The sequence below is a fragment of the Pseudomonas sp. MONT-RG-20F-20-E-7-02 genome (assembly GCF_022662395.1).
Classification (GTDB): Bacteria; Pseudomonadota; Gammaproteobacteria; order Pseudomonadales; family Pseudomonadaceae; genus Aquipseudomonas.
The window spans coordinates 51,308-76,025 of the sequence record NZ_JAKNQN010000003.1 but is presented as its reverse complement, the minus strand read 5'-3'; the positions used below and the strand labels follow the sequence as shown (position 1 = coordinate 76,025).

The 24,718-nt window shown below is 61.7% G+C and carries 24 protein-coding genes; 3 read left to right on the top strand and 21 right to left on the bottom strand.

Features of this window, described 5'->3' with window-relative positions; all coding sequences use genetic code 11:
• Positions 1-2: 2 nt before the first annotated feature.
• The 6 genes from L8I05_RS09395 to ppc form a co-directional block, all read right to left on the bottom strand.
• Positions 3-830 carry an isocitrate lyase/phosphoenolpyruvate mutase family protein gene (locus L8I05_RS09395; RefSeq protein WP_242168534.1) on the bottom strand — a complete coding sequence of 276 codons (828 nt, stop codon included), beginning with the start codon at positions 828-830 and terminating at the stop codon, positions 3-5.
• A gap of 26 nt (positions 831-856) precedes the next feature.
• A complete protein-coding gene (locus tag L8I05_RS09390; RefSeq protein WP_242168532.1) occupies positions 857-1,717 on the bottom strand; it encodes a DUF72 domain-containing protein in 861 nt (286 codons plus the stop codon).
• Positions 1,717-2,022, bottom strand: coding sequence for a hypothetical protein (locus L8I05_RS09385; protein ID WP_242168529.1), 306 nt, complete (start codon positions 2,020-2,022; stop codon positions 1,717-1,719). Before L8I05_RS09385 ends, L8I05_RS09390 begins: the two co-directional genes overlap by 1 nt.
• Positions 2,023-2,182: 160 nt before the next feature.
• Positions 2,183-2,869, bottom strand: a complete 687-nt coding sequence (gene tsaB, locus L8I05_RS09380; protein WP_242168528.1) for a tRNA (adenosine(37)-N6)-threonylcarbamoyltransferase complex dimerization subunit type 1 TsaB — start codon at positions 2,867-2,869, stop codon at positions 2,183-2,185.
• Positions 2,870-2,958: 89 nt separating this feature from the next.
• Positions 2,959-3,606, bottom strand: a complete 648-nt coding sequence (adk, locus tag L8I05_RS09375; RefSeq protein WP_242168526.1) for an adenylate kinase — start codon at positions 3,604-3,606, stop codon at positions 2,959-2,961.
• Between the two features lie 279 nt (positions 3,607-3,885).
• Positions 3,886-6,531, bottom strand: coding sequence for a phosphoenolpyruvate carboxylase (gene ppc / locus L8I05_RS09370; RefSeq protein ID WP_242168523.1), 2,646 nt, complete (start codon positions 6,529-6,531; stop codon positions 3,886-3,888).
• 185 nt (positions 6,532-6,716) lie between these two features.
• Here ppc and L8I05_RS09365 point away from each other — a divergent pair, with 185 nt between their 5' ends.
• The 3 genes from L8I05_RS09365 to L8I05_RS09355 all read left to right on the top strand — a co-directional run bounded on the left by L8I05_RS09365 (position 6,717) and on the right by L8I05_RS09355 (position 8,612).
• On the top strand, positions 6,717-7,061 hold the full coding sequence (locus L8I05_RS09365) for a pilin assembly protein (protein ID WP_177016284.1): 345 nt from the start codon (positions 6,717-6,719) through the stop codon (positions 7,059-7,061).
• Between the two features lie 283 nt (positions 7,062-7,344).
• Positions 7,345-7,770 carry a DUF4398 domain-containing protein gene (locus tag L8I05_RS09360; protein ID WP_159954626.1) on the top strand — a complete coding sequence of 142 codons (426 nt, stop codon included), beginning with the start codon at positions 7,345-7,347 and terminating at the stop codon, positions 7,768-7,770.
• A gap of 56 nt (positions 7,771-7,826) precedes the next feature.
• A complete protein-coding gene (locus L8I05_RS09355; protein ID WP_242168521.1) occupies positions 7,827-8,612 on the top strand; it encodes an OmpA family protein in 786 nt (261 codons plus the stop codon).
• Positions 8,613-8,662: 50 nt separating this feature from the next.
• Here L8I05_RS09355 and L8I05_RS09350 read toward each other — a convergent pair whose 3' ends face one another.
• From L8I05_RS09350 to L8I05_RS09280, 15 genes are all read right to left on the bottom strand, one after another.
• The gene (locus L8I05_RS09350; protein WP_242168520.1) at positions 8,663-8,911 is read right to left on the bottom strand and encodes a hypothetical protein; all 249 of its coding nucleotides are present in this window, start codon (positions 8,909-8,911) and stop codon (positions 8,663-8,665) included.
• A 99-nt stretch (positions 8,912-9,010) separates the two neighbouring features.
• Positions 9,011-9,337, bottom strand: coding sequence for a hypothetical protein (locus L8I05_RS09345; RefSeq protein ID WP_048720026.1), 327 nt, complete (start codon positions 9,335-9,337; stop codon positions 9,011-9,013).
• Positions 9,334-10,239, bottom strand: coding sequence for an alpha/beta hydrolase (locus L8I05_RS09340; RefSeq protein WP_242168518.1), 906 nt, complete (start codon positions 10,237-10,239; stop codon positions 9,334-9,336). The genes L8I05_RS09345 and L8I05_RS09340 overlap by 4 nt, the downstream gene beginning before the upstream one ends.
• 176 nt (positions 10,240-10,415) lie before the next feature.
• Positions 10,416-11,693, bottom strand: a complete 1,278-nt coding sequence (locus L8I05_RS09335) for a flavohemoglobin expression-modulating QEGLA motif protein (RefSeq protein WP_177016287.1) — start codon at positions 11,691-11,693, stop codon at positions 10,416-10,418.
• A 21-nt stretch (positions 11,694-11,714) separates the two neighbouring features.
• The gene (locus L8I05_RS09330) at positions 11,715-12,263 is read right to left on the bottom strand and encodes a hypothetical protein (RefSeq protein ID WP_242168515.1); all 549 of its coding nucleotides are present in this window, start codon (positions 12,261-12,263) and stop codon (positions 11,715-11,717) included.
• A gap of 33 nt (positions 12,264-12,296) precedes the next feature.
• Entirely contained in the window at positions 12,297-13,013 is a 717-nt protein-coding gene (locus L8I05_RS09325) for a TetR family transcriptional regulator (RefSeq protein WP_083359848.1), read from the bottom strand.
• Between the two features lie 178 nt (positions 13,014-13,191).
• Entirely contained in the window at positions 13,192-14,694 is a 1,503-nt protein-coding gene (lysS, locus tag L8I05_RS09320) for a lysine--tRNA ligase (RefSeq protein WP_008431110.1), read from the bottom strand.
• Between the two features lie 109 nt (positions 14,695-14,803).
• A protein-coding gene (prfB, locus tag L8I05_RS09315; RefSeq protein ID WP_096236834.1) for a peptide chain release factor 2 occupies positions 14,804-15,899 on the bottom strand; the annotation gives its coding sequence in 2 pieces (ribosomal slippage) (positions 14,804-15,826 and positions 15,828-15,899; 1,095 coding nt in all).
• 233 nt (positions 15,900-16,132) lie between these two features.
• On the bottom strand, positions 16,133-17,134 hold the full coding sequence (locus tag L8I05_RS09310; protein ID WP_159954619.1) for a PleD family two-component system response regulator: 1,002 nt from the start codon (positions 17,132-17,134) through the stop codon (positions 16,133-16,135).
• 51 nt (positions 17,135-17,185) lie between these two features.
• Entirely contained in the window at positions 17,186-18,196 is a 1,011-nt protein-coding gene (locus tag L8I05_RS09305; protein WP_242168512.1) for a chemotaxis response regulator protein-glutamate methylesterase, read from the bottom strand.
• On the bottom strand, positions 18,193-20,502 hold the full coding sequence (locus L8I05_RS09300) for a hybrid sensor histidine kinase/response regulator (protein WP_242168510.1): 2,310 nt from the start codon (positions 20,500-20,502) through the stop codon (positions 18,193-18,195). Before L8I05_RS09300 ends, L8I05_RS09305 begins: the two co-directional genes overlap by 4 nt.
• Entirely contained in the window at positions 20,499-21,200 is a 702-nt protein-coding gene (locus L8I05_RS09295; protein WP_159954616.1) for a chemotaxis protein CheW, read from the bottom strand. The genes L8I05_RS09300 and L8I05_RS09295 overlap by 4 nt, the downstream gene beginning before the upstream one ends.
• On the bottom strand, positions 21,197-22,480 hold the full coding sequence (locus L8I05_RS09290) for a protein-glutamate O-methyltransferase CheR (protein ID WP_242168508.1): 1,284 nt from the start codon (positions 22,478-22,480) through the stop codon (positions 21,197-21,199). The genes L8I05_RS09295 and L8I05_RS09290 overlap by 4 nt, the downstream gene beginning before the upstream one ends.
• Complete coding sequence (locus L8I05_RS09285) at positions 22,477-22,989, bottom strand: chemotaxis protein CheW (protein ID WP_242168506.1); 513 nt, start codon at positions 22,987-22,989, stop codon at positions 22,477-22,479. Before L8I05_RS09285 ends, L8I05_RS09290 begins: the two co-directional genes overlap by 4 nt.
• Positions 22,989-24,611, bottom strand: coding sequence for a methyl-accepting chemotaxis protein (locus L8I05_RS09280; protein WP_242168504.1), 1,623 nt, complete (start codon positions 24,609-24,611; stop codon positions 22,989-22,991). Before L8I05_RS09280 ends, L8I05_RS09285 begins: the two co-directional genes overlap by 1 nt.
• Positions 24,612-24,718 lie beyond the last annotated feature (107 nt).

Here is a 24,718-nt window from a genome sequence, read left to right as displayed (position 1 = left end):
GCTCAGCCCTTGAAGAATTGGTTGGCCTGGCTGAACGGCATCTTGCGCTCGGTGAAGGTAAAGGTGCCCAACGCATACACCTCCTGCGCGGCCCGGTAGAACTCGCCATACGCTGCCAGCGCCAAGGCCGAGCCGACGCTGATGCGGCGCACGCCCATCGCGCTCAACTGCGCGACGCTGAGGTTCAAGCCACCGGACATCAACACATTCACAGGCTTTGGCGCGACGGCCTTGACCACGGCCAGTACGTCTTCGGCGCTGCGCAGCGCCGGGGCATACAACACATCGGCGCCCGCTTCGGCGTAGGCCTGCAGGCGGCGGATGGTGTCAGGCAAATCCAGGCGGCCATGCAGGAGGTTTTCCGCGCGAGCCGTCAGCGTGAAGGGAAATGGCAGGCTGCGGGCAGCCACAACGGCGGCTTCGACGCGCTCAACCGACAAATCAAAAGGGTAGATTGGGTCGACGGCAATGCCCGTGGCGTCTTCGATGGAGCCACCGACGATGCCGGTGGCCGCCGCACGCAGGATCGTTTGGGCACAGCCTTCAGGGGTGTCGCTGAAGCCGTTTTCCAGGTCCGCCGCCACCGGCAGCGAAGTCGCCCGCGCGATAGTTCCGGCGTTGCCCAAGGTGTCCTCCAGCGACAATGCACCTTCCGCATCCGGCCGCCCGAGGCTGAACGCAAACCCTGCGCTGGTGGTGGCCAAGGCCTCAAAACCGAGGCTGGCAAGCATGATGGCCGAGCCGGCATCCCACGGGTTGGGCATCACGAACGCGCGATCACGCTCGTGCAGGGCCTTGAAGGTTTCGGCGCGAAGGGTTTGGGCATCCATGTCTGACTCCTGGCGGAAAAGGAGCCTTAGAGTAACCCCAGTTGCTCCACTGCGGGTTCGCGATGCAAGGTCGGCAGTGGCGGCAGGCCCGGCAAGCGTGCCATCAGTTTTTCATGAAATCGCAGTGCCAGTTGCGCAGCGAGGCGGTTATCCGAGGTGTGCAGGAACACGTACGGCGTACGCCCTTCCTCGATCCAACCGGCGATTTTTTCCACCCAGGGGCTCAGAAACGGGTCGTTGGCTTCCAGCTCCGGATGGCCGATGAAACGCACTTGGGGAAACAGCGTCAGCGCAGCAGGACGCGGCGGCACCTTGGGCTTTTTCGATTGGGCGTGCAGCACGGCAGCCGAGGTGGAGGTGCAACTGAACAGGGCGCGCGGGTCGAGGCAGATTCGCTCGACACCCCGGTCGCGCAGCAGGCGGTTGAGCATCCGCTCGGCATCGCCTTTGGCGAAGAACGCCTGGTGGCGCACCTCCACCGCCAGCGGGCGCTCCAGGCCATCAATAAACCCGGTCAGTTCACCGAGGCGTTGTGGCGAAAAGCTCGCCGACAATTGCAGCCACAGCGGCGAAACACGTTCGCCCAGCGGGCTCATCAAACCGACAAAACTTTCCGCCGCCGGCAGTTGCTCGCGCAGGTCGCCAGCGTGGCTGATGTCGCCGGGGAATTTGGCGGTGAAGCGAAAATCCTCAGGCATGATTTCAGCCCAGCGCTGCACAGTGGCGGCCGAGGGTCGGGCATAAAATGTGGTGTTGCCTTCAACGGCGTTGAAGACTTGGGAATACAGCGCAAGGTAATCGCCGGAGCGCGCATCGGCCGGGTACAGGTACTCGCGCCAGGCGTTTTCACTCCAGGACGGGCAGCCGATAAAGTAAGGCAGACGCATCAGATATGGATGTCGAGACCCAGCACTTCCATATCCCATTCGACAAAGCCGGCGGTGGTCAGGTAGCTGGCCAGGGCCGTGGCGACGCTTTTGCTCATGGAGCGGGGGAAGACCATGTCTTGCTGACGGGCGGGAAGACCGCTGATACGCGCGCTACCTGCAGCGCCTTGTGCGCTGGCATGCGACTCGGACTGAACCTCGATGAAATCCGGCGAGTCTTCGACGGAATCGTCTACCGTCACGTTCGCCTTGCGCGGCTTACGCTTGAGTGGGTAGGACTGTGAGGAAAAGCCGTCTATACGCATACATGCAGACTCGGTATCAATGATGGCAATTTAGCGGCACTTTCCGTAGTGCGCAAATGCTCTGGTGATAACTAGAACACATAATTTGTAAAAGGTTTACAAACAGGGGCAAATTCTGACGATTGGCGGAGTTTGCCCCAAATTGCCATCATTTTTGGCGTCAAATAATCCCGCGCTCCGCCTTGGTTTGCGCGACCTTATCGCGCAAGTAAACCGGCGCCGCCTGATCCGCCGCAATCGCCTCGCCGCGTTCGAACGCGAAGCGTGCCAGGGTCAGCAAGTCTTCGGCATGTGGCAACATCGTGGCGTCCTGGCCAACAGGTTTTACGCCGATGCGCTCGCCATAACCCCAACCAGTGCCCGCGCCGAACCAGTCACCATTGGCCTCCGCAGGCAACACCGAGGACTCCGGCGCCTGCACCGCTTCGACGCCCACCAGGCGCATTTCGCCAGCGGTTTCGCGATAGCAGCCCCAATAGACTTCGTCCATGCGCGCATCGATGGCGGCCGCCACTTGCGTAGCGCCGTGTTCACGCAGGGCGCGCTGGGCCAGCACGGCCAGGTTGGAGACCGGCAACACCGGGCGCTCCAGCGCAAACGCCAGGCCCTGCACCACGCCGATGGCAATACGCACGCCGGTGAATGCGCCCGGGCCACGGCCGAAAGCGATGGCGTCCACGGCAGAAAGCGTGGTGCCCGCGTCCTCAAGCAGTTGCTTGATCATCGGCAACAGCTTCTGCGCATGCAGGCGTGGGATCACCTCGTAGTGGCTGGTTACTTTGCCATCGTGCAGCAAGGCAACGGAGCAAGCTTCGGTCGCGGTGTCCAGGGCCAGCAGGGTGCTCATCGGTGTAGGTGTCCAAGTCGAAAAAAGTGCGCCAGTATAAACAACAACGGCCCGCAAGCGGGCCGTTGTGCATGCAGCTGATCGTTTGATCAGCTCAGCGCTTGCAGCACCTTGGCGGTGATGGCTTCTACCGAGCCCACGCCAGGGATGTGGCTGTACTTCGGCTTGCCTTGGGCAGCCGACAGCTTCTGGTAGAAATCCACCAGTGGCTTGGTCTGCGAATGATAGACCGACAGGCGATGGCGCACGGTTTCTTCGGTGTCGTCTTTACGCTGCACCAGGTCGTCGCCGGTGACATCGTCCTTGCCGGCCACTTTTGGCGGGTTGTAAACGATGTGGTAAACGCGGCCCGAGGCTTCGTGAACACGACGGCCAGCGATACGCTGGACGATTTCTTCATCTTCAACCGCGATTTCAACCACAGCGTCCAGCTCGACGCCGGCCTTCACCAGGGCTTCAGCCTGGGGAATGGTGCGTGGGAAACCGTCGAACAGGAAACCGTTCTTGCAGTCATCCTGGCTGATGCGTTCCTTGACCAGGTTGATGATCAGGTCATCGGAAACCAGGCCGCCGCTGTCCATCACGCTTTTTGCGATCAGGCCCAGCTCGGTGCCGGCCTTGACGGCAGCGCGCAGCATGTCACCGGTGGAGATTTGTGGAATGCCGAATTTTTCAGTGATGAACTTTGCCTGAGTACCTTTACCGGCCCCGGGAGCTCCCAGCAGAATGACGCGCATCGATGTGCTCCTCAATTTTTTATAGAGATGACGCTCGGATTCGCCGCGTGGGGCCAATCTCGTAAAAATATGGGTCTAGCCGATCAAACGGCCAAAGGCTGATCAAGATACACAGCGGGCTCTATCCATACAAGCCGCCGAAAGTCGCAAGAACCCGCGCCGCGCATGCGTCACAGGTCGGGTGTGCCTGAGTGCAACCCGGCGCCATAAACGCCGACCGCCCTTTTCCGGGCGGCCGTCGTGGTTTATCTGCAAGCCTTTGAGAACACGCGGAAAACCTTAGCCGGTGTTACGCAAACCGGCGGCAATACCGGCCACAGACACCAGCAGCGCCTGTTCCAGAGGGCTGTCCTGTGCTGCTTCCTGTTGACGCGAGCGCGCCAGCAACTCGGCCTGCAGCAAGTGCAGCGGGTCGAGGTAGGTATTGCGCAGCCGGATAAACTCAAGGGTGTCGGGGCTATGGGCCAGCAGTTGCGACTGGCCAGTCAGGCCAAGCACCACGCTGCACGCCTGCGACAATAGGTCGCGTAAGTGCGCACCCAATGGCAGCAGGTCAGGCTGCACCAGACGCTCGTCATACAGCCGCGCAATATCGGCATCGGCCTTGGCCAGCACCATTTCCAGCATATCGATGCGGGTGCGGAAGAACGGCCATTGCTCGCGCATCTGCCCCAGCAACTCGCCCTCGCCGCGCTCCAGCGCCTTGCTCAAGGCCGCTTCCCAGCCGAGCCAGGCGGGCAGCATCAGGCGGGTCTGGGTCCAGCCGAAGATCCACGGGATGGCCCGCAAACTTTCAATCCCCCCCGCACGCCGCTTGGCCGGGCGACTGCCCAACGGCAAACGGCCGAGTTCCTGCTCTGGGGTGGATTGGCGGAAGTACTCGACGAACTGCGGATTTTCCCGCACTACGGCGCGGTAAGCGCTGACACCGTCTGCCGCCAATTCGTCCATCAAATGACGCCAGGCCGGTTCGGGCGGCGGCGGTGGCAACAATGTGGCTTCCAGCACGGCGGCCAGGTAAAGGTTGAGGTTCTGCTCGGCGATGTCCGGCAGGCCGAACTTGAAGCGGATCATCTCGCCCTGCTCAGTGGTGCGGAAGCGCCCCGCCACCGAGCCCGGTGGCTGCGACAGGATCGCCGCATGCGCCGGGCCGCCGCCACGGCCGACGGTGCCACCGCGACCGTGGAACAACAGCAATTCCACCTGTTGTTCGCGGCAGATATCCACCAAGCGTTCCTGCGCCCGGTACTGCGCCCAGGCGGCGGCGGTGGTGCCGGCGTCCTTGGCCGAGTCCGAGTAGCCAATCATCACTTCCTGCGGGCCTTGCAACCGCGCGCGATAGCCTGGCAATTGCAGCAGGGTTTCCATGACCGGCCCGGCGTTATCCAGGTCGGCCAGGGTTTCGAACAGCGGCACCACGCGCATCGGCCGTTGCACGCCCGACTCTTTAAGCAGCAGCTGCACCGCCAGCACGTCGGAGGCGGCGCCCGCCATCGAAATGACATACGAGCCCAGCGAGGCCGCCGGTGCCGCAGCGATTTCCTTGCAGGTGTTCAACACCTCAGCGGTGTCTGCCGACGGTTTGAAGTAGCCCGGCAACAGCGGTCGACGGTTGGCCAGCTCTTTGGTCAGGAAGCTGATCCGCGCCTGTTCGTCCCAGTCCTCATAACGGCCCAGGCCCAGGTAATCAGTGATTTCAGTCATGGCCGACGAGTGCCGGCTGGAGTCCTGGCGCACGTCCAGGCGCACCAGGAACAGGCCGAACGTCACCGCGCGGCGCAGGCAGTCGAGCAGCGGGCCATCGGCAATCACGCCCATGCCGCACTCGTGCAACGACTGGTAGCACAGCTCCAGCGGGTCGAGCAGGTCGCGGTTGTTCTGCAGCACCTCAGCCGGTGCCGGGGTGGTGGTGGTCAGCGATGTGTGCGCCCATTGGCGAGTCGCGCGCAGGCGTTCGCGCAATTGCTTGAGCAAGGCGCGATAAGGCTCGACGCTGTCGCCGACCTTGGCCTGCAACGCCGGGCTGGCCTGCTGCATCGACAGTTCGGAGGCCAGGTGGTCGATGTCGCGCAGGTACAAGTCCGCCGCCATCCAGCGCGCCAGCAACAGCACTTCACGGGTGACCGGCGCGGTGACATTCGGGTTGCCGTCACGGTCGCCGCCCATCCACGAAGCAAAGCGAATCGGCGCCGCTTCCAACGGCAGGTGCAGGCCCGTGGCGGCGTGCAAGGCCTGGTCGGCCTTGCGCAAGTAATTGGGGATGGCATGCCACAGCGAGTGTTCGATCACCGCAAAGCCCCATTTGGCTTCATCGACCGGGGTCGGGCGCACACGGCGGATTTCCTCGGTGTGCCAGGCTTCGGCGATCAGCCGTTGCAGGCGTTCGCGGATCTGCGCGCGCTCGGCGGTGGTGAGGTCGCGGTGATCCTGCAGCGCCAGTTGCGCGGCAATCGCATCGTATTTCTGGATCAGGGTGCGGCGCGCCACTTCGGTCGGGTGGGCGGTGAGCACCAGTTCAATGTCCAGGCGCGCCAACTGGCGGGCCAGGGATTCGTTGCTGTGGCCTTCGCCTTGCAAGCGGGCCAGCAGCTCGGGCAATACGCGGGACTCGAACGGCGCCGGTTGCGACTCGTCGCGCCGGTGGATCAACTGGTATTGCTCGGCAATGTTGGCCAGGTTGAGGAACTGGTTGAAGGCCCGCGCCACGGGCAACAGTTCGTTTTCCTGCAATTGGTTCAAGCTGGCGCTGAGCTCCTCGCCGGCGGCCTGCTCGGCGGCGGCACCCCGGCGGTCGGCCTTGGCGCCTTTGCGGATCTGCTCGATCTTGTCGAGAAAGTCGTCGCCGTACTGCTCTCTAATGGTGTTGCCCAACAGCTCACCCAGCAGGTGAACATCCTCACGCAAGCGTGCATCGATATCACTCATCAGCCAATCTCCAGCCAGAAATCCGGGACGCGCAGGTGTTCCAGAGTGCCGCCCGCGTCGGTTTCTGACAAGACACTTTAAACCTTGTGACTTGCAGCTAGTCTCAACAGTGAGTCGTCGCGTTATCCACGCAGGCGACTGGACACTCATCACCGCCTGCCACAGCAGGCTTTATTGAGGTTGCCATGAAAATTCGAGAACTGGCCCAGCATTGGGAAGAGAACGCCAAGGGTCGCCTGACCAAAACCGAGTACGCGATTCATCTGGACGTGGAGTCCGCCGCACGCCTGGCCGCCATCGCCGAGATGTACCCCAAGCGCCACACCGAAGAACTGCTCGGCGAGCTGATCGGCGCCGCCCTCGAAGAGCTGGAAGCGAGCTTTCCGTACATCAAGGGCCAGCACGTCATCGCCACCGATGAAGAGGGTGACCCGCTGTACGAAGACGTCGGCCCTACCCCACGCTTTCTGACTTTATCGCGCCGCTATCTGCATGATTTATCAGCCGCGGCGGACGAACAGAAGCACTGATAAACATCCTTTAAACTCCGTTTCCCCCAGATAATCCGGGCCTCCAAGAGGCTCGGACTACCTCTGCGCAATGCAAAAGTTCCAACTTTTAAACGCTGACCGATCAGTCAGATATTTTTTTAGGCAATTCGCCATCTTCTCTGAACTTTTGAAAAAAGCCTCCGGTCACAGCCAGTAAGCCATCACTTGGAACGGCCGTTTGAAAGGGCATTTGGTGCTTTACCGCCGGGCCCGCAACCGCTGACCAACGAAGTGGATTTTGATGTTTTTCAGGAGTTACCCAATGGAGTTGAAGACGATGAAGACCAGCACTGCCAAATCCTCGTTTAACCACCTGCGCGGGCTGAAATTGGCCGCGCTGGCAATCGGCACCAGCTTCGTTCTGGCGGGCTGCGCCGGCAACCCTCCGACCGAGCAATACGCTGTAACCCAATCTGCGGTGAACAGCGCTGTCAGCGCCGGCGGCACCGAGTACGCAGCGGTAGAAATGAAGTCGGCTCAGGACAAGCTCAAAGAAGCCGAAATCGCCATGCACGACAAGAACTACGACAAGGCTCGCCAACTGGCTGAACAAGCCGAGTGGGACGCTCGCGTCGCTGAGCGTAAATCCCAGGCCGCCAAAGCCCAACAGGCTGTGAAGGACTCCCAGAAAGCTGTTCAGGAGCTGCGTCAGGAAGGCATGCGCCCCGCTGTTATCCAACAGCAATAAGGCCCAGACCACTGACTGCACTGCACCCGAAATCGAATTGAAAGGACGACACGACTATGCGTAAACAATTGATGATCCCTGCCCTGCTGGCGATGAGCGTTGCCTTGGCGGCCTGCTCCACCCCGCCGAACGCGAACCTGGAAAACGCACGGACCAACTTCTCGGCCCTGCAAACCAACCCACAAGCGACCAAGCTTGCGGCGCTGGAAACCAAGGACGCCAGCGACTGGCTGGACAAGGCTGACAAGGCCTACCGCGACAAGGAAGACGAGAAGAAGGTTGACCAACTGGCCTACCTGACCAACCAGCGCGTTGAAGTGGCGAAAGACACCATCGTGCTGCGCGAATCCGAAGCCAAGCTGAAAAACGCTGGCGACGAACGTGCTCGCGCCCTGCTGCAAGCCCGTGACGCGCAGATCAAACAACTGCAAGACAGCTTGAACGCCAAGCAGACTGATCGCGGTACGCTGGTGACTTTTGGTGACGTGCTGTTCGCCACCAACAAGTCCGACCTCAAGTCCAGCGGCCTGGTGAACATCACCAAGCTGGCGCAGTTCCTGCGTGATAACCCGGACCGTAAAGTGATCGTCGAAGGCTACACCGACAGCACCGGCTCCGACTCGTACAACCAGAGCCTGTCCGAGCGTCGTGCAGCTTCGGTACAACGTGCACTGGCTCAACAAGGCGTGGATATCTCGCGCATCGTGACCCAGGGTTACGGCAAGGAATACCCGGTTGCCGACAACGGCAGCGTCTCGGGCCGTGCCATGAACCGCCGCGTTGAAGTGACCATCTCCAACGACAACCAGCCGGTCAAGCCACGTTCTTCCGTTGCTAATTGATCGATTGATGTAGATAAAAGACCCCGCCAGCCTGGCGGGGTTTTTTGTGCCTACATGAAATTGACCTGACTCGTGTTCATCTCTGGCATATTGATTTTCGAGCCATTCGAAAAACCACCAGCGCCGCCACCTTGCTCAGCACCACCGCCCTCTACACTGGTCAGCAACTGTTCCAACCGTTTCTTCAACTCCTCTATGCCCTTTTCCTGCGTCTGCTGACCGCCCGCCTGCGGCATCTGGTCCATACCGCCAAACAGACTGCCCACCATGTTTCCCACACCGCCAATACCCGAAACCATCTTCATACTCCCTACATTCACATTGAGTAAGTTGTGTCGCATAGTTGCCGACATCCCTCATCAGTGGTCTCGTACAAAATATGGTTCCTTGCAGTCGGGTTATTGTTCCAACTGCGGGGTTTCCTGGCCCATGCAACGCACAGCTTGCTTCTTATTGTTGACCAGCACACCGCTCAAGCCTTTTTGCTCGGTATCAAACATCACCAGCACACCGTCCACACACTGGGCCACCTGCGCAGCAGGGGTCAGGGAGATTTTGTAGTCCTCGCCCGGCACCGTCTTGAGCATGGTGAAATCGCTGAGCAGCAACGCATCCTCCGGCTTGGCGAAGTGCAGGTAGCCGTAGAACCACAGGCAGCCAACTGTACCGATGATAGTGCCGATGCCGGTGAGGATCAGCGGGATCATGTTGCGTTCTTCGCTCATTGCGGGCTCTCTGATGAATCAACTGTAGGGTTCGGGTAGTTGGGGATTTCCCCCAGGCGACGCAGACCGTTGAAGTGCTGGGGGTCGTCCAGATAGCGCAGCATCACGGTTTGCCAGGTCTTGTCGGCAAAGGTCTGCACATGACCGCCGCGGGTTAACTGCAACACCCTGGGCGGCGGCGCGGCCTGATACAGGCGAATGCCATTGGCCAGCGGCACGATCGGGTCGTCCAGGCTATGAAACAGCAGCTTGGGCACGCCGGTCAGCTGCGGCATGGCATTGATCGCACTGTCGCCGTCGGGCACCAGCCAGGACAGCGGCACCTGAAACGGCCATGTTAACCAAGAGGTGCTGAGGGCGAATTGTCCTACGTCACGATAACTGGCGGGCACGCCGTCGAGCACCAACGCCTTGAGCTGCGGCTGACGCTGCGGGTGCGCCGCCAGGTAGTGCACCGCCAGTGCACCGCCCAGGCTTTGGCCCAGCACAATCAGCGGTTGACCCTGGGTTTCGGGCGCCTTGTCGATCCAGCTGAACGCCGCATCGATGTCCTGATAAATCGCCGGCAGCGACGGCTTGCCTTCCGACAGGCCATAACCGCGATAGTCCAGCAGCAGCACTTGGTAGCCCTGCTCCGGCAACCACCAGCTGCCGCCCAGGTGCCATGCGAGATTGCCGCCGTTGCCATGCAGGTGCAGCACCGTGCCCTTGAGCGGCACCCCGGCTTTGGCCGGCAGCCACCAGGCATGCAGTTTTACCCCATCGGCGGTGGTGAGCGTAACGTCGCGGTACTGCAAGTGGGCCTTTTCCGGCGTGAACGGCAGGCCGGGTTCGGGGTAGAACAGCAGCGAACTGCAGCCGTTCAAGGTGAAGAGCAGGCAAAGAATGCCGAGGATTCTCATCCGTTGAAGCCTCGCAATTGGGTTGAAGAACGGTTCCTGAGATCAATGAAGATCAAATGTGGGAGCTGGCTTGCCTGCGAAAGCGGTCTGTCATTTACAGGTGTATCAACTGACAGTCAGCCATCGCAGGCAAGCCAGCTCCCACATTTTTTAATCCGGTTTCTTCAGGGAAATCCCTAAAGAATATTCGAGTAATCCGCCTCGATCCGATCCAGGCTCAGATGGTTGAGGAAGTTGGAGAAACACATCCACGCCGCCAGCGCATTCATGTCGCGGAACTGCTCGGGCAGGTATTTGGGCGGCACCACCAGGCCTTCGTCCACCAGTTGGCGCAGGGTCCGCATGTCTTCCAACGTGGTCTTGCCGCAGAACAGCAACGGCACTTGTTCCAGCTTGCCTTTGCGCACGGCCAGCTGGATGTAGTTGTAGACCATGATAAAGCCCTTGAGGTAGGACAAATCCTTGGTAAATGGCAGACCGGTCGGCGTTGAACCACGGAAAACCCGGCTGGCATTGCCGTAGCTTTCGGCCATTTCAAAGCCTTGCTCGCGGAAGAATTCGAACACCTGCAGGAAGTCGGCGCCCTCCTCGACCATATGAATGGCGCGGGTGCGGTTGGTCAGTTTGCGCAAGCGGCTCGGGTAGGACGCGAAGGTGATGATCTCCATCAAAATCGCCAGGCCTTCCTGGGTCACGGTCGAGGACGGCGGGCCTTTGGACAGGAACGTGCAGATCGGCTGGTTCTGGCCGTTGAGCGTGGTGCCGACGTGCACCAGGCCTTCATGCACTTCCAGGGCGCGCACATCGCGGTCGTTGAACATCGCGTCGGCGCGGATCTTGATGTAATCGGCGCCGGCCGCCGCGTCGGCGACAATACCGTCGGACTCAAACACGCGGATGGTTTCTTCCGCCTCGCCAAACACTTTGTTCAGTCGGGTTTGCAGCAACGCCACAGCATCTTTGGCGGTGAGGGTCTTGGCTTCGTCTTTGAGATCGCCACGGCCGTCGATGTTGTTCAGGTAGTCGGACAGCATCAGGCCGAGGTCAGCCAGGGTCGGGTCGCCGGCGTGGAACGCGTCGGAGGCGGCGCCATACAGCTCCTGGGAGATCAGACCGAAGTCCTCGGTGCCGCGCGCTTCGAGCATGCGCACCACCATGCGGTATTCGCGGCACATGCGCCGCATGATCTGCCCCACCGGGCTGAACTGGCCGAGGCGACGGGTGATGTCGCGCTCGATGTTCTGGAACTCCAGCTTGACCGCGCTGGAGTCGAACGACAGCGGCCGGCCCAGGTAGTAATCGCGGTCAACGGCGGGCATGGCCTTGCCCTTGGCCTTGAGGAACCCTTGGCGAATGTTTTCGTCCCACTTCACGGCGTCGAGGACGCGAATCGGTGTTTGCGCCAGCACAATGCGATCAGACAAGGTGCGTATCGTCTGCTGGTAATCGTCCACCCGGTGCTTCCCCTTTAAACGTTATTTGCCCGCACGCTGGTAGCGCACGGCTTCAACGAACACATCGGCATTGGCCGGGTCATCCAGGTAGGCAAACACCTGGTCCATGGGGCTGTCGACCAGCACGCCGTCACCTTCGACGGTATCGACGGTGCTGCCGTGCAGCACTTTTTGACCTATGGCTTGATGGATCTGCTCAAGGTCGAGGTTGTAGACCACCAATTCGTGCTTTTCATCAAACTCAAAGCCAGCCAGGAAAAAATGCCCGCCGAACTTGTCCGGCAGCGGCGCCGACAAATACCAGCGGCTGCCATGACGAGACACCGTAAACAGGTACTCATCGCGCTGGCCCGGATTGGCTTTAGGGTAGCTCACGGCTTTGTAACGGTGCTCACCCTCGCGGGTGATCTGCAGGTTGAGGGGCTCACCCCAGGCATTTTTGCTCGACCAATGGCCGAGCAAGGCATCCGGCGCGTTTTCACGGGCCGGCAGCGGGTCCTTGAAGGTCACCAAACAACCGCTGAGCAACAGGAACGACAAGGCGATGATCGCGACACGCCAGGCTTTCATTGCGTACTCCATCAAGCCAGCTCCCAGATGAGGCTAGACCGAGGCCAGCACCAAATGCATGTAACGCTTGAGGATCTCAAGCATCTCTTCACCGGTCAGAGGCTCTGGGCCGCCAAGCAGGCCCTGATATTCCATCCGACTGATTATCGCCGTCAACACTTTGGCATCCTGTTGCGGCTCGCGCGAACCCAATACCTGGAAAAACTGCCCCGTGCCCTGCAGCAGAATCTGTTGATGGGAGCGCACCAGCTCCGCCAGGCGCGGGTTGAGCAAGGCTTCCTGGCGAAACGCCTGTTCGGCCATCAGGTGTTCGCGGCGGTTGGTCAGTTGGCGCAGCACGTAGTCGGCGGTGAGCCGCGCGATGTCGTCGGCCAGTTGCGAGCGCGACTGCGGGCTGCCATCGCCATAGGCGACCATCTCGCGCAGCAGGCCTTCGTTGCGCACCCACAGCTTGCCCATGAAGGCCGCGCTGCGTTCCACGTATTGGGCGAAGGTATCGGTGAGCAGGTCATCGATATCCTTGAAGTAGTAGGTGGTGGCCGACAACGGCACGCCGGCCTCGGCCGCGACGGCGCGATGGCGAACGCCACGTACGCCGTCGCGCACGACGATGCGCATGGCCGCATCAAGAATGTCCTGCCTGCGCTGCTCGCTGCCTCGTCGGCTGGCCTTACGGCCCTGGTACTGAACACTTTCAGCCACGGCAGCAGCAATGCCGGCGGCACCTTCTTGAGCCATTACGCGGTTCACGACAGATCTTCCTTTAAGGGGTGACGCGGAGCGTCACGGGCTGCGTTTCCACGCAGAGCGTGGGAACGATCATCCCACGCACGGAGTGGGGACGATCACCTGGCGCCGTTCTCTTGACGGCTGAATACACCACATAAAAAAGCCGCCTTATAAAAGGCGGCTTCGGATTTCGCTACGGTTACGCTTGTGGCCGCATGTGCGGGAACAAGATCACGTCGCGGATCGACGGCGAGTTGGTCAACAGCATCACCAGGCGGTCGATGCCGATACCTTCACCGGCGGTTGGCGGCATGCCGTATTCCAGGGCGCGGACGAAGTCGGCGTCGTAATGCATGGCTTCGTCGTCGCCGGCGTCCTTGTCGGCCACCTGGGCCATGAAGCGCTCGGCCTGGTCTTCCGCGTCGTTCAACTCGGAGTAGGCGTTGGCGATTTCGCGGCCACCGATGAACAGCTCGAAACGGTCGGTGACGTTCGGGTTGTCATCGTTGCGACGGGCCAGCGGCGACACTTCGAACGGGTACTGGGTAATGAAGTGCGGCTGCTCGAGCTTGTGCTCCACCAGCTCTTCGAAAATCATCACCTGCAGTTTGCCCAGGCCTTCGAAGCCCAGCACCTTGGCGCCGGCTTTCTTGGCGATGGCGCGGGCCTTGTCGATGTCGTTCAGGTCGTCAGCGGTCAACTCAGGGTTGTACTTGAGGATCGAATCGAACACCGACAGGCGCACGAACGGCTCGCCGAAGTGGAACACCTTGTCGCCGTACGGCACGTCGGTGCTGCCCAGCACCAGCTGCGCCAGCTCGCGGAACAGTTCTTCGGTCAGGTCCATGTTGTCTTCGTAGTCGGCGTACGCCTGGTAGAACTCCAACATGGTGAATTCAGGGTTGTGACGGGTCGAAACGCCTTCGTTACGGAAGTTGCGGTTGATCTCGAACACCTTCTCGAAGCCGCCAACCACGAGGCGCTTGAGGTACAGCTCCGGCGCAATGCGCAGGAACATTTCCATGTCCAGCGCGTTGTGGTGGGTTTCGAACGGCTTGGCGGCGGCACCACCCGGGATGGTTTGCAGCATCGGGGTTTCGACTTCGAGGAAGTCACGCTTCATCAGGAAGCTGCGGATGTGCGCAATGACCTGCGAACGCACGCGGAACGTCTGGCGTACTTCTTCGTTGACGATCAGGTCAACGTAGCGCTGACGGTAGCGCTGTTCGGTGTCGGTCAGGCCGTGGTGCTTGTCCGGCAGCGGGCGCAGCGACTTGGTCAGCAGGCGCACGCTGGTCATTTCAACGTACAGGTCGCCCTTGCCGGAACGCGCCAGGGTGCCTTCGGCGGCAATGATGTCGCCCATGTCCCAGGTTTTCACCGAGGCCAGGGTTTCTTCGGACAGGGTTTTACGGTTGACGTAAACCTGAATGCGACCGGTCATGTCCTGGATCACCATGAACGAGCCACGGTTGAGCATGATGCGACCGGCAACCTTGACCGGGATTGCAGCCTCGGCCAGCTCTTCCTTGGTCTTGTCCGCATACTGTTTCTGCAAGGCATCGCAGTAGTTTTCGCGGCGGAAGTCGTTCGGGAAGGCGTTACCCTTGGCGCGCTCGGCAGCCAGCTTTTCCTTGCGCAGGGCGATCAGGGAGTTTTCTTCCTGTTGCAGGGCTTGCGGGTCGAGTTGTTGGTCGCTCATGTCTTTAAATTTTCCATCAGGTTCGTTGCCCCAGCCTGTGGCTGGGGATCGCGGGCAAGCCCGCTCCCACAGGGATCGAGGGGTGTCAGCCAATCCCGCATTGCATGTGTTACAAGCCCGATTTCAGGCTGGCTTCCAGGTATTCGTCGATATCACCGTCGAGTACCTTGTCGCAGTCGCTGCGTTCGATGTTAGTGCGCAGATCCTTGATCCGCGATGCATCGAGCACGTACGAACGGATCTGGTGACCCCAGCCGATATCCGACTTGGTGTCTTCCAGCGCCTGGGAAGCGGCGTTGCGCTTCTGCATTTCCTGCTCGTACAACTTGGCCCGCAGCATTTTCATGGCGGTGTCCTTGTTCGCGTGCTGGGAACGTTCGTTCTGGCAGCTGACCACGGTGTTGGTCGGTACGTGGGTGATACGTACGGCCGAGTCGGTGGTGTTTACGTGCTGACCACCGGCACCGGAGGAGCGGTAGGTGTCGATCCGCAGGTCGGCCGGGTTGATCTCGATTTCCACTTTGTCGTCGATCTCAGGCGAGACGAACACCGCAGAGAACGAGGTGTGGCGACGGTTGCCGGAGTCGAACGGGCTCTTGCGCACCAGACGGTGTACGCCGATCTCGGTGCGCAACCAGCCAAAGGCGTATTCACCCTTGATATGCACGGTTGCGCCTTTGATACCGGCGACTTCACCGGCCGATAGTTCCATGATGGTCGCGTCGAAACCGCGTTTGTCAGCCCAGCGCAGGTACATGCGCAGCAGGATGTTGGCCCAGTCTTGAGCCTCGGTGCCGCCGGAACCGGCCTGGATATCCAGGTAGGCGTTGTTCGGGTCCATTTCGTGGCTGAACATGCGGCGGAATTCGAGCTTGGCGAGGTTTTCCTCGAGACGGGCCAGCTCGGCGACGACATCGCCCACTGCGCCTTCGTCATTTTCTTCGACGGCCATGTCCAGCAGGTCGCGGCAATCGCCCAGACCGGTGTTCAACTCGTCGAGGGTGTCGACGATCTGCGCCAGCGCAGCGCGCTCGCGGCCCAGTTCCTGGGCGTATTCAGGTTTGTTCCAGACAGCCGGATCTTCAAGCTCGCGATTGACTTCGGTCAGACGCTCATGCTTTTGATCGTAGTCAAAGATACCCCCGAATAGTTTCGGAGCGCTCGGACAGGTCCTTGATGGTGTTAAGGATCGGGTTGATTTCCATGGCGGGCAGCACTCGTTGGCGAACTTTTGAAAGCCGACGAGTATAACGACAAACCGGCGACAACGGCAGCCCGCTTGGCGAAAAGGCGGGTATATGCACGATCTGCACAAGGATGCAGATCAAATGTGGGAGCTGGCTTGCCTGCGATGGCGGTGTATCAGAGACGGAGGTGGTAACTGACAGGCCGCTATCGCAGGCAAGCCAGCTCCCACAGGGGATCAGCGTCGTTGGAATTATTCGATACCGACCTGATTGCGCCCATTATGCTTGGCCGTGTACAGCCCTTTATCCGCCGCCATGATCAGTTGCCGACAGTCCGTGCTCTGCACCGGCGTCATGGTCGACAGCCCAATGCTGATCGTCAGGCTCGCGCCCTCGGCCGGTGCAATATGCGGAATCTTCAACGCCTCAACCGCCATGCGCAGCTTTTCCGCCACCAGGCGTGCGCCGCCCGGCGAAGTGTTCGGCAACACCAGGGCAAACTCTTCACCGCCGTAACGCGCCGGCAAGTCCGAAGGACGACTGCTGGCTTCGCGGATTGCCGCCGCGACCTTGCGCAGGGCTTCATCGCCCTCGACATGGCCGAAACTGTCGTTGTAGGTCTTGAAGAAGTCCACATCGATCATCAATAGCGACAACTGAGTCTGGTCACGCATGGCGCGCCGCCATTCCAGTTCCAGGTATTCGTCGAAGTGGCGGCGGTTGGACAGCCCGGTCAGGCCGTCGGAGTTCATCAAGCGTTGCAGCACCAGGTTGGTGTCGAGCAGTTGCTGCTGGCTGACGCGCAATGCGCGATACGCCGCATCCCGCTGCAACAGGGTCATGTAGGAGCGCGAGTGATAACGAATGCGCGCCACCAGCTCGATGTTGTCCGGCAGCTTGACCAGGTAATCATTGGCCCCGGCCGCAAACGCCGCGCTCTTGATCAGCGGGTCTTCCTTGGTGGAAAGCACGATGATCGGGATATTCGCCGTGGCCGGATGATTACGGTATTCGCGCACCAGCGTCAGGCCGTCGAGGCCCGGCATGACCAAGTCCTGCAGGATCACCGTGGGTTTGATACGAATCGCCTGGGCAATCGCCTGATGCGGGTCGGCGCAAAAGTGGAAATCGATGTTTTCTTCATGGGCCAGGCCACGCCGCACGGCTTCGCCGATCATGGCCTGGTCGTCGACCAGCAACACCATGGCGGCATTTTCGTCGGTCTTGATGTCGTCGATCTGTAGATCATTCATGTGCAGTCACCTGAATTACTGTCCTGCAAGCCGGCACTGCGGAGGGTTTGATCATTTTGCAAAGACCTCCAGCAATCGGGGCGCAATTCTGTCCAGTGGGCGAATTTCAACAGCGGCATCAATGGCCGCCGCCGCTTTGGGCATGCCATACACCGCCGAACTCTGCTGGTCCTGGGCGATGGTCAAATATCCTTGTTCACGCAGCAATTTGAGCCCCTGGGCGCCGTCGCGCCCCATGCCGGTCAGCAATACGCCGACGGCGTCGCCGTTCCAATGGCTGGCGACGCTTTCAAAAAACACGTCGATGGACGGCCGGTAAATCTCGTTCACCGGCTCTGCGGTATAGGCTAGCGTGCCATTTTTCAACAGGCGAATGTGGTGGTTGGTGCCGGCCAGCAGGACCACGCCACTTTGTGGCGGCTCGCCCTCGCGCGCCAGGCGCACCGGCAGGCCGGAAGCGCTGCTCAGCCACTCGGCCATGCCGGCGGCGAACACCTGGTCCACATGCTGCACCAGCACGATGGCCGCGGGAAAGTCCCGTGGCAAACCCTTGAGCAGGCTTTCCAGGGCAGCCGGCCCGCCAGCCGAGGAACCAATCGCCACCAGGCTCTGGCGCTTGCCGGTACTGCGCTGGGGCGCGGTTTCGGTGCGTACGCGGCTGCCGCGCTGGCCAACCAGCCAGCCAATATTGAGGATTTTGCGCAGCAACGGCGCCGCCGCGTCCTTGGCGTTGCCGACGCCCAGCGCCGGCGTGTCCACCACGTCGAGGGCGCCATGGCCCATGGCTTCGAACACGCGACTGACATTGGCCTGGCGGTCTACGGTGACGATCACGATCGGGCACGGCGTCTCGGCCATGATCCGCCGCGTGGCTTCCACGCCGTCCATCACCGGCATGATCAGGTCCATCAGAATCAGGTCCGGCGTCACTTCGGCGCAGTGCTGCACGGCTTCCAGGCCATTGCTGGCCACCCATACCACTTCGTGCGCGGGTTCAAAACTCAAGGCGCGGCGCAAGGCCTCGACGGCCAGGGGCATGTCATTGACGATCGCAATCCTCATGCCCGTGCGCCTCCAATCAGTTCCACCACGGCGTCCAGCAGGGCATCGTCATGGAAACTGGCTTTAGCTAAATAGTAGTCGGCGCCGGCGTCCAGTCCACGACGCCGGTCTTCTTCGCGATCCTTGTACGACACCACCATCACCGGCAACGATTGCAGGCGACTATCACGACGCAAGAGTGTGACCAATTCAATACCGTCCATACGAGGCATATCAATGTCAGTGATGAGCAGGTCGAAGTCTTCGGAGCGCAACGCGTTCCAACCGTCCATGCCATCGACTGCGACGGCCACTTCATAACCGCGATTAAGTAACAATTTGCGTTGCAGCTCACGCACGGTGAGCGAATCATCCACCACCAGCACGCGTTTGCGCGGCGCTTCGGTGGCCTGCTGGCTGCGCCGGGCGATGCGTTCCAGGCGGCCGGTATTGAGCAGCTTGTCGACCGAACGCAGCATGTCTTCAACGTCGACGATCAACACCACCGAGCCGTCATCCAGCAACGCACCGGCAGAAATGTCCTGGACCTTGCCCAGGCGATCATCCAGCGGCAACACCACCAAGGTGCGCTCGCCGACGAAGCGCTCCACCGCAATGCCATAGATCGCATCACGCTCGCGGATCACCACCACTTTCAAGGTTTCTTCGTTGCTCTGCCCGGCCGGGCGCTGCAGCAACTGGCTGGCCGCGACCAGGCCGACGTGGCGACCTTCGTGCCAGAAATGCTGGCGGCCTTCCAGTTGCACAATGTCGTCCGGCGCCAGGTCGCACATGCGTTCGATGTGCGCCAGCGGGAACGCGTAGGCTTCTTCGCCGACTTCCACCACCAGGCTGCGCACCACCGACAGCGTCAGCGGCACCTCCAGATGGAAGCGGCTGCCCTGTCCCGCCGTCTGCTCCAGCACCACCGCGCCGCGCAGTTGGCGAACCATATGTTGCACCGCGTCCAGGCCGACGCCGCGCCCGGACACTTCGGTGACCTTGTCGCGCAGGCTGAAACCCGGCAGGAACAGGAACGTCAGCAGTTCCTCTTCACTCAGGCGCAGGGCAGTTTCCAGCGGCGACAGGTGCCGGTCGACGATGGTGCCGCGCAGGCGCTCCAGGTCAACACCATTACCGTCGTCGCTCAACTCCAGCACGAGCAAACCCGCCTGGTGCGACGCGCGCAGGCGGATCAGGCCTTCCGCCGGCTTACCCGCCAGCAGGCGCTGCTCGGGCATTTCGATGCCGTGGTCGACCGCATTGCGCAATAAATGCGTAAGCGGTGCCTCAAGTTTTTCCAGCACGTCGCGGTCGACTTGCGTCTTCTCGCCTTCGATCTCCAGGCGCACTTGTTTGCCGAGGCTGCGGCCCAGGTCACGCACCATGCGCACCTGCCCGGCGAGCACATCGGCAAACGGGCGCATGCGGCACGCCAGCGCAGTGTCGTACAGCACCTGGGCGCGCTGCCCGGCCTGCCAGCCGAACTCATCCAGCTCAGCGGTTTTTTCCGCCAGCAGCGCCTGGGCTTCGCTTAACAGGCGGCGTGTGTCGGCCAAGGCTTCCTGGGCTTCAAGGTTCAAATCCAGGGTCTTGAGCTGGCCGTCCAAGGTGTCCAAGGCGCGTGCGCTGTGGCTTTGAATACGCTTGAGGCGCTGCATGCTCGCCAGATAAGGCTTGAGCCGCTGGGTTTCCACCAGGGACTTACTCGACAGGTCGAGCAGGCTGTTCAAGCGCTCGGCGGTCACGCGCAACACACGCTCGCCGCCTTCGGTCATGCGTTTATTCTGGCGCGGCAGTTCGCTGGTGACCGGCGGCGCGGGCTCGGGCTCCAGCGGCAGCGCTTCGACGACTGGCGCCGGAACAGGCACCGGCGGTGGCGCTGGCGCTGGCGCTGGCGCTGGCGTTGACGGCGGCGCGACGTTGGCCGTCAGCTGCGACGGATCAAGCAGGCGCTCCATCAGTGCCACATAGCCTTCGATGTCCGCCGGGCCGACGTCATTGCCCGGCGTGGCGATGCGCATCAGCAGGTCGGTGCCTTGCAGCAAGGCGTCGATGTGTTCGGGTTGCAGGTACAGGCGGCTTTCCTGGGCGCTGACCAGGCAATCCTCCATGACGTGGGCCACGCTGACCCCGGCGTCCACCCCGACAATCCGCGCCGCGCCCTTGAGCGAATGCGCGGCGCGCATGCAGGCTTCCAGCTGGTCGGCCTGGGTCGGGTTGCGTTCCAGGGCCAGCAAACCGGCGCTCAGCACTTGGGTCTGCGCGTCGGCTTCCAGGCTGAACAGTTCCAGCAGCGAGGCATCGCGCATCTGGTCGGGGGTCATGTGAGGCTCCGGGTCACGGCGGACAACAATTGCGCCTCATCCAGCCAGCGCAGGCTGCGGCCTTTCCACTGCAATACGCCCTGGGTGAAGCGCGCGCTGGCCTGGGTGCCGGAGGCCGATGCGGCGCTCAAGGTGCGCTCATCAATGGCATGGATACCGTCGACTTCATCCACCGGCACCACGACCGGGCCATCCTGCGCGGCGATGATCAGCATGCGCGGCATCACGCGCCCGCCGCTGGGGGCGTTGCTGGTCGCGTCCAGCCCCAACAGCTCGACCAACGACAGGCACGCCACCAAGGCGCCGCGCACATTGGCCACGCCGAGCAACGCCCGCGAGCGTTGGTGCGGCAGTGAGTGAATCGGTTGCAGCGGCGCCACTTCCACCAGGCAACGGGTGGCGATACCCAGCCATTCTTCGCCGAGCCGGAACATCAACAGCGAGCGCGTGACGACATCGCTGTCGACCTCCGTGGCCGCCTGCGGACGCCGGTCGTTCTGCTGCAAGGCATAGCGGTCGAGCAAACGCGTGGCGGCGGCGGAGTACACCGAGCAGTTGCGGCAATGAATATGCTCCGCCAGCAACGGGCAGGATTTGTCGCCGTGGATGCCGATGCGGTTCCAGCAGTCGTCGATGGCTTGGGTGTCGGCCAGGGTCAGGTCCAGGCCTGCAGTGTCGAGCGCGTCGGTGCTACTCATGGTTTGGACTCACTGTCAGCTCGCTGGCTACGCGCGGCTCGCGCTTGCAAGCGGCGCGCCCCCGCACTGTCGCCCTGGGACTCGAGCAACGCGGCCAGGTGCATCAAGGCCTGCGGGTGCTGCGGTTCCAGGTACAAGGCTTTTCGATAATAGCCCTGGGCTTCCAGGGCACTGCCGGCCACATCACTGAGCAGGCCCAGCCAGTAAAACACCTGGGCCGCCGGCGGGTGGTTACTCAAATACTGTTCGCAGGCGGCGCGGGCCTCGGCACTTTTGCCTTCGTTGGCCAGCGTGGCGATGCGGCTGAGCAAGTCGCCGGCGTCGGTGTGCGGCGCCTTGATCGACGCCTTGATCGGCGCCTTGATCGGTACTAGGTGAGCACTCACGGTGCTGAACGGACGTGGTTTGGGCGCAATCGGCGCCGCACTGCGCTGCGGCGCGGGCGAGGGCATCGGCACGAACACCGGCTCGGGCTTGACCGGCTCGACATGCCGGCTGAAGGCAAAGGATTGCGGCACGCCAATCGAGCGCATGCCATGGCGCCCCAGCAGGCTGCCTTCGGCCGGGCCGATAAACAGCACACCGTCGACGTGGGTCAAGCCCTTGAGCACGTCAAAGACTTGCTTCTGGGTCGGCTGGTCAAAGTAGATCAGCAAGTTGCGGCAGAACACGAAGTCGTAGGTCGGCTCATTCGCCAGCAAGCCCGGGTCGAGCAGGTTGCCGACGTTCAGGCGCACTTGTTCGCGCACCCGGTCGGCGATGCGATAACCGTCCGGCTCTTCGGTGAAATGGCGCTCACGGAATTCGATATCGCCGCCGCGAAACGAATTCTTGCCATACACCCCGCGCTTGGCGCGCTCTACCGACAGCGGGCTGACGTCCATGCCCTGCACCTTGAACTGGTGCGGCGCCAGGCCCGCATCGAGCAAGGCCATGGCGATCGAGTAAGGCTCTTCGCCGGTCGAACACGGCAGGCTCAGAATACGCAGCGCGCGCATCTGCTTGATCTCGTCCAGACGCGCCTTGGCCAGGCGCGCCAGGGTCGCAAAGGATTCGGGGTAACGAAAAAACCAGGTCTCGGGGACGATCACCGCTTCGATCAGCGCTTTCTGCTCATCGTCGGAGTTCATCAGGTGCTGCCAGTAAGCCTGCGGCGTCTGCGCCTGCGTGACCTGGCTGCGCTGGCGCACCGCGCGCTCGATAATCGCCTCGCCCACCGAGGCGACGTCCAGGCCAATGCGTTCCTTTAAGAAGGCAAAGAAGCGCGGGTCGTTGCTCATACGCTCAGCTCGGCAGAAAACAGCAAGGTGCGCACCGGTTCGGTGAGCAGCTCGTTGACGCCAATCCACTGCATCAAGCCCAGGGCATCTTCACGCACCGGCCCCAGGTAAGGCGCCTCGCGGTTGTCCAGCCCACAGGGCTGGAATTCCTCAAGGCCGCACCGCAGGGTGTCGGTGGCTTGTTCGAGGATGAGGCCCAGCCAGCGCGCTTCAACCCACGGCTGCGGCTGGTAGTTGACCAATACCAGCCGCGTGCTGGTGCGCGCCTGGGCCGGGGTGCCGAACGTCAGCGCACACAGGTCGATCACCGGCACCAGCGCGCCACGGTGGGCAAAGATCCCAGCCACCCAAACGGGTGCATGGGCGATGGGTTTGAGCGGCAGGCGCGGCAGCACCTCGGCGACTTCCGTCGCCTTGAGGGCAAAGCGCTCGCCGCCGATGTGGAACACCAGGAACAACGCCTTTTTCGCTGCCGGGACGGCGCCGCGTTTAGCCGCGAGGTCGCTCATCAGACTTTGAAACGCGACACGCCGCTGCGCAGACCGACCGCAACCTGGCTCAGTTCATCGATGGCAAAGCTGGCCTGGCGCAGGGATTCCACGGTCTGGCTGCTGGCATCACCCAGTTGCACCAGTGCGTGGTTGATCTGCTCGGCACCGGTGGCCTGGGCCTGCATGCCTTCGTTGACCATCAACACCCGTGGCGCCAGGGCTTGCACCTGATGGATGATCTGCGACAACTGCTCGCCGACTTGCTGCACTTCGAACATGCCACGGCGTACTTCTTCGGAGAACTTGTCCATGCCCATCACGCCTGCCGATACCGCGGACTGGATCTCGCGCACCATTTGCTCGATGTCGTAGGTGGCCACGGCAGTCTGGTCGGCCAGGCGCCGTACTTCAGTGGCGACCACGGCAAACCCGCGCCCGTATTCACCGGCCTTCTCGGCCTCGATGGCGGCATTAAGCGACAACAGGTTGGTCTGGTCGGCGACCTTGACGATGGTCACCACCACTTGGTTGATGTTGCCGGCCTTCTCGTTGAGGATCGCAAGCTTGGCGTTGACCAAGTCAGCGGCGCCCATCACCGAGTGCATGGTTTCTTCCATGCGCGCCAGGCCTTGCTGGCCGGAACCGGCGGCGACCGACGCCTGGTCGGCGGCGGTGGACACTTCGGTCATGGTGCGCACCAGGTCCTTGGAGGTTGCCGCGATCTCGCGAGAGGTGGCGCCGATCTCGGTGGTGGTGGCGGCAGTTTCGGTGGCGGTGGCCTGCTGCTGCTTGGAGGTGGCGGCAATCTCGGTGACCGAGGTGGTCACCTGCACCGACGAACGCTGGGCCTGGGACACCAGGGCGGTCAGCTCGGTCATCATGTCGTTGAAGCCGGTTTCGACGGCGCCGAATTCGTCCTTGCGCTCCAGGTTCAAACGCTTGCTCAGGTCGCCGTCACGCATGGTGCCGAGGATCGCCACGATGCGCTGCATCGGCGCCATGATGGCGCGCATCAGCAGCAGGCCACACAGGCCGGCGGCAAGGATGGCCAGGGCCAGCGACACGAACATGCTGACTTTTGCCGCCGACACCGCGTCATCAATCGCCGTGGTTGCACGGTCGGCGACGTCTTTGTTCTCGGTAATGATGTCGTTGAGCTTCATGCGCCCTGCCGTCCAGGCGGGCGTCAGGTGGGTGGTGAACTCCTTGCGCGCGGCGGCCAGGTCATTGCGCTGCAGGGCGTCGAGCACGGTGGTCAGGCTCTTGTTATAGGCCTGGTGCATGCCTTCGAATTTGTCGAACTCGGCTTGGTCATCGCGACCGTTGATGGTTGCCTGGTAGTTGGCCATCTGCGTCAGGATGCGCCCTTCGAAGGATTTGAAGTCGGCCTTGTCGGCGTCGGTCAGGCCCTTGTCGTCACGCAGACCGAGCAATTCCAGGGTTTGCAGGTAACTGTCGACCCAGGCGCTGCGGATCATCGAGCTGAGGTAAACCCCCGGCACCGCATCATCACGGACAGCCGTCTCGCTGACCTCGATTTTCAGCAACCGTGAATAAGAGACCACAACCATTAACAGCATGATCGCGATAATGACCGCAAAGCTCGCCAAAATCCGTTGGCGCAAGGTCCAGTTCTTCACAGTATTTCCTCGAAGGGCCATTCAAATGGAGGGGAGTATAGCTGAGCCTATGGCCTCATTTATCAATGGGTTTTGATGTAGCGTGCACAGAATGCAAATAAAGGTGG

What these genes read in the sequence shown, in the direction of transcription:
- L8I05_RS09395 (WP_242168534.1), bottom strand. Translation starts at nt 830, where the DNA reads ATGGATGCCCAAACCCTTCGCGCCGAAACCTTCAAGGCCCTGCACGAG.
- L8I05_RS09390 (WP_242168532.1), bottom strand. Translation starts at nt 1,717, where the DNA reads ATGCGTCTGCCTTACTTTATCGGCTGCCCGTCCTGGAGTGAAAACGCC.
- L8I05_RS09385 (WP_242168529.1), bottom strand. Translation starts at nt 2,022, where the DNA reads ATGCGTATAGACGGCTTTTCCTCACAGTCCTACCCACTCAAGCGTAAG.
- tsaB (WP_242168528.1), bottom strand. Translation starts at nt 2,869, where the DNA reads ATGAGCACCCTGCTGGCCCTGGACACCGCGACCGAAGCTTGCTCCGTT.
- adk (WP_242168526.1), bottom strand. Translation starts at nt 3,606, where the DNA reads ATGCGCGTCATTCTGCTGGGAGCTCCCGGGGCCGGTAAAGGTACTCAG.
- ppc (WP_242168523.1), bottom strand. Translation starts at nt 6,531, where the DNA reads ATGAGTGATATCGATGCACGCTTGCGTGAGGATGTTCACCTGCTGGGT.
- L8I05_RS09365 (WP_177016284.1), top strand. Translation starts at nt 6,717, where the DNA reads ATGAAAATTCGAGAACTGGCCCAGCATTGGGAAGAGAACGCCAAGGGT.
- L8I05_RS09360 (WP_159954626.1), top strand. Translation starts at nt 7,345, where the DNA reads ATGGAGTTGAAGACGATGAAGACCAGCACTGCCAAATCCTCGTTTAAC.
- L8I05_RS09355 (WP_242168521.1), top strand. Translation starts at nt 7,827, where the DNA reads ATGCGTAAACAATTGATGATCCCTGCCCTGCTGGCGATGAGCGTTGCC.
- L8I05_RS09350 (WP_242168520.1), bottom strand. Translation starts at nt 8,911, where the DNA reads ATGGTTTCGGGTATTGGCGGTGTGGGAAACATGGTGGGCAGTCTGTTT.
- L8I05_RS09345 (WP_048720026.1), bottom strand. Translation starts at nt 9,337, where the DNA reads ATGAGCGAAGAACGCAACATGATCCCGCTGATCCTCACCGGCATCGGC.
- L8I05_RS09340 (WP_242168518.1), bottom strand. Translation starts at nt 10,239, where the DNA reads ATGAGAATCCTCGGCATTCTTTGCCTGCTCTTCACCTTGAACGGCTGC.
- L8I05_RS09330 (WP_242168515.1), bottom strand. Translation starts at nt 12,263, where the DNA reads ATGAAAGCCTGGCGTGTCGCGATCATCGCCTTGTCGTTCCTGTTGCTC.
- lysS (WP_008431110.1), bottom strand. Translation starts at nt 14,694, where the DNA reads ATGAGCGACCAACAACTCGACCCGCAAGCCCTGCAACAGGAAGAAAAC.
- L8I05_RS09310 (WP_159954619.1), bottom strand. Translation starts at nt 17,134, where the DNA reads ATGAATGATCTACAGATCGACGACATCAAGACCGACGAAAATGCCGCC.
- L8I05_RS09305 (WP_242168512.1), bottom strand. Translation starts at nt 18,196, where the DNA reads ATGAGGATTGCGATCGTCAATGACATGCCCCTGGCCGTCGAGGCCTTG.
- L8I05_RS09300 (WP_242168510.1), bottom strand. Translation starts at nt 20,502, where the DNA reads ATGACCCCCGACCAGATGCGCGATGCCTCGCTGCTGGAACTGTTCAGC.
- L8I05_RS09295 (WP_159954616.1), bottom strand. Translation starts at nt 21,200, where the DNA reads ATGAGTAGCACCGACGCGCTCGACACTGCAGGCCTGGACCTGACCCTG.
- L8I05_RS09290 (WP_242168508.1), bottom strand. Translation starts at nt 22,480, where the DNA reads ATGAGCAACGACCCGCGCTTCTTTGCCTTCTTAAAGGAACGCATTGGC.
- L8I05_RS09285 (WP_242168506.1), bottom strand. Translation starts at nt 22,989, where the DNA reads ATGAGCGACCTCGCGGCTAAACGCGGCGCCGTCCCGGCAGCGAAAAAG.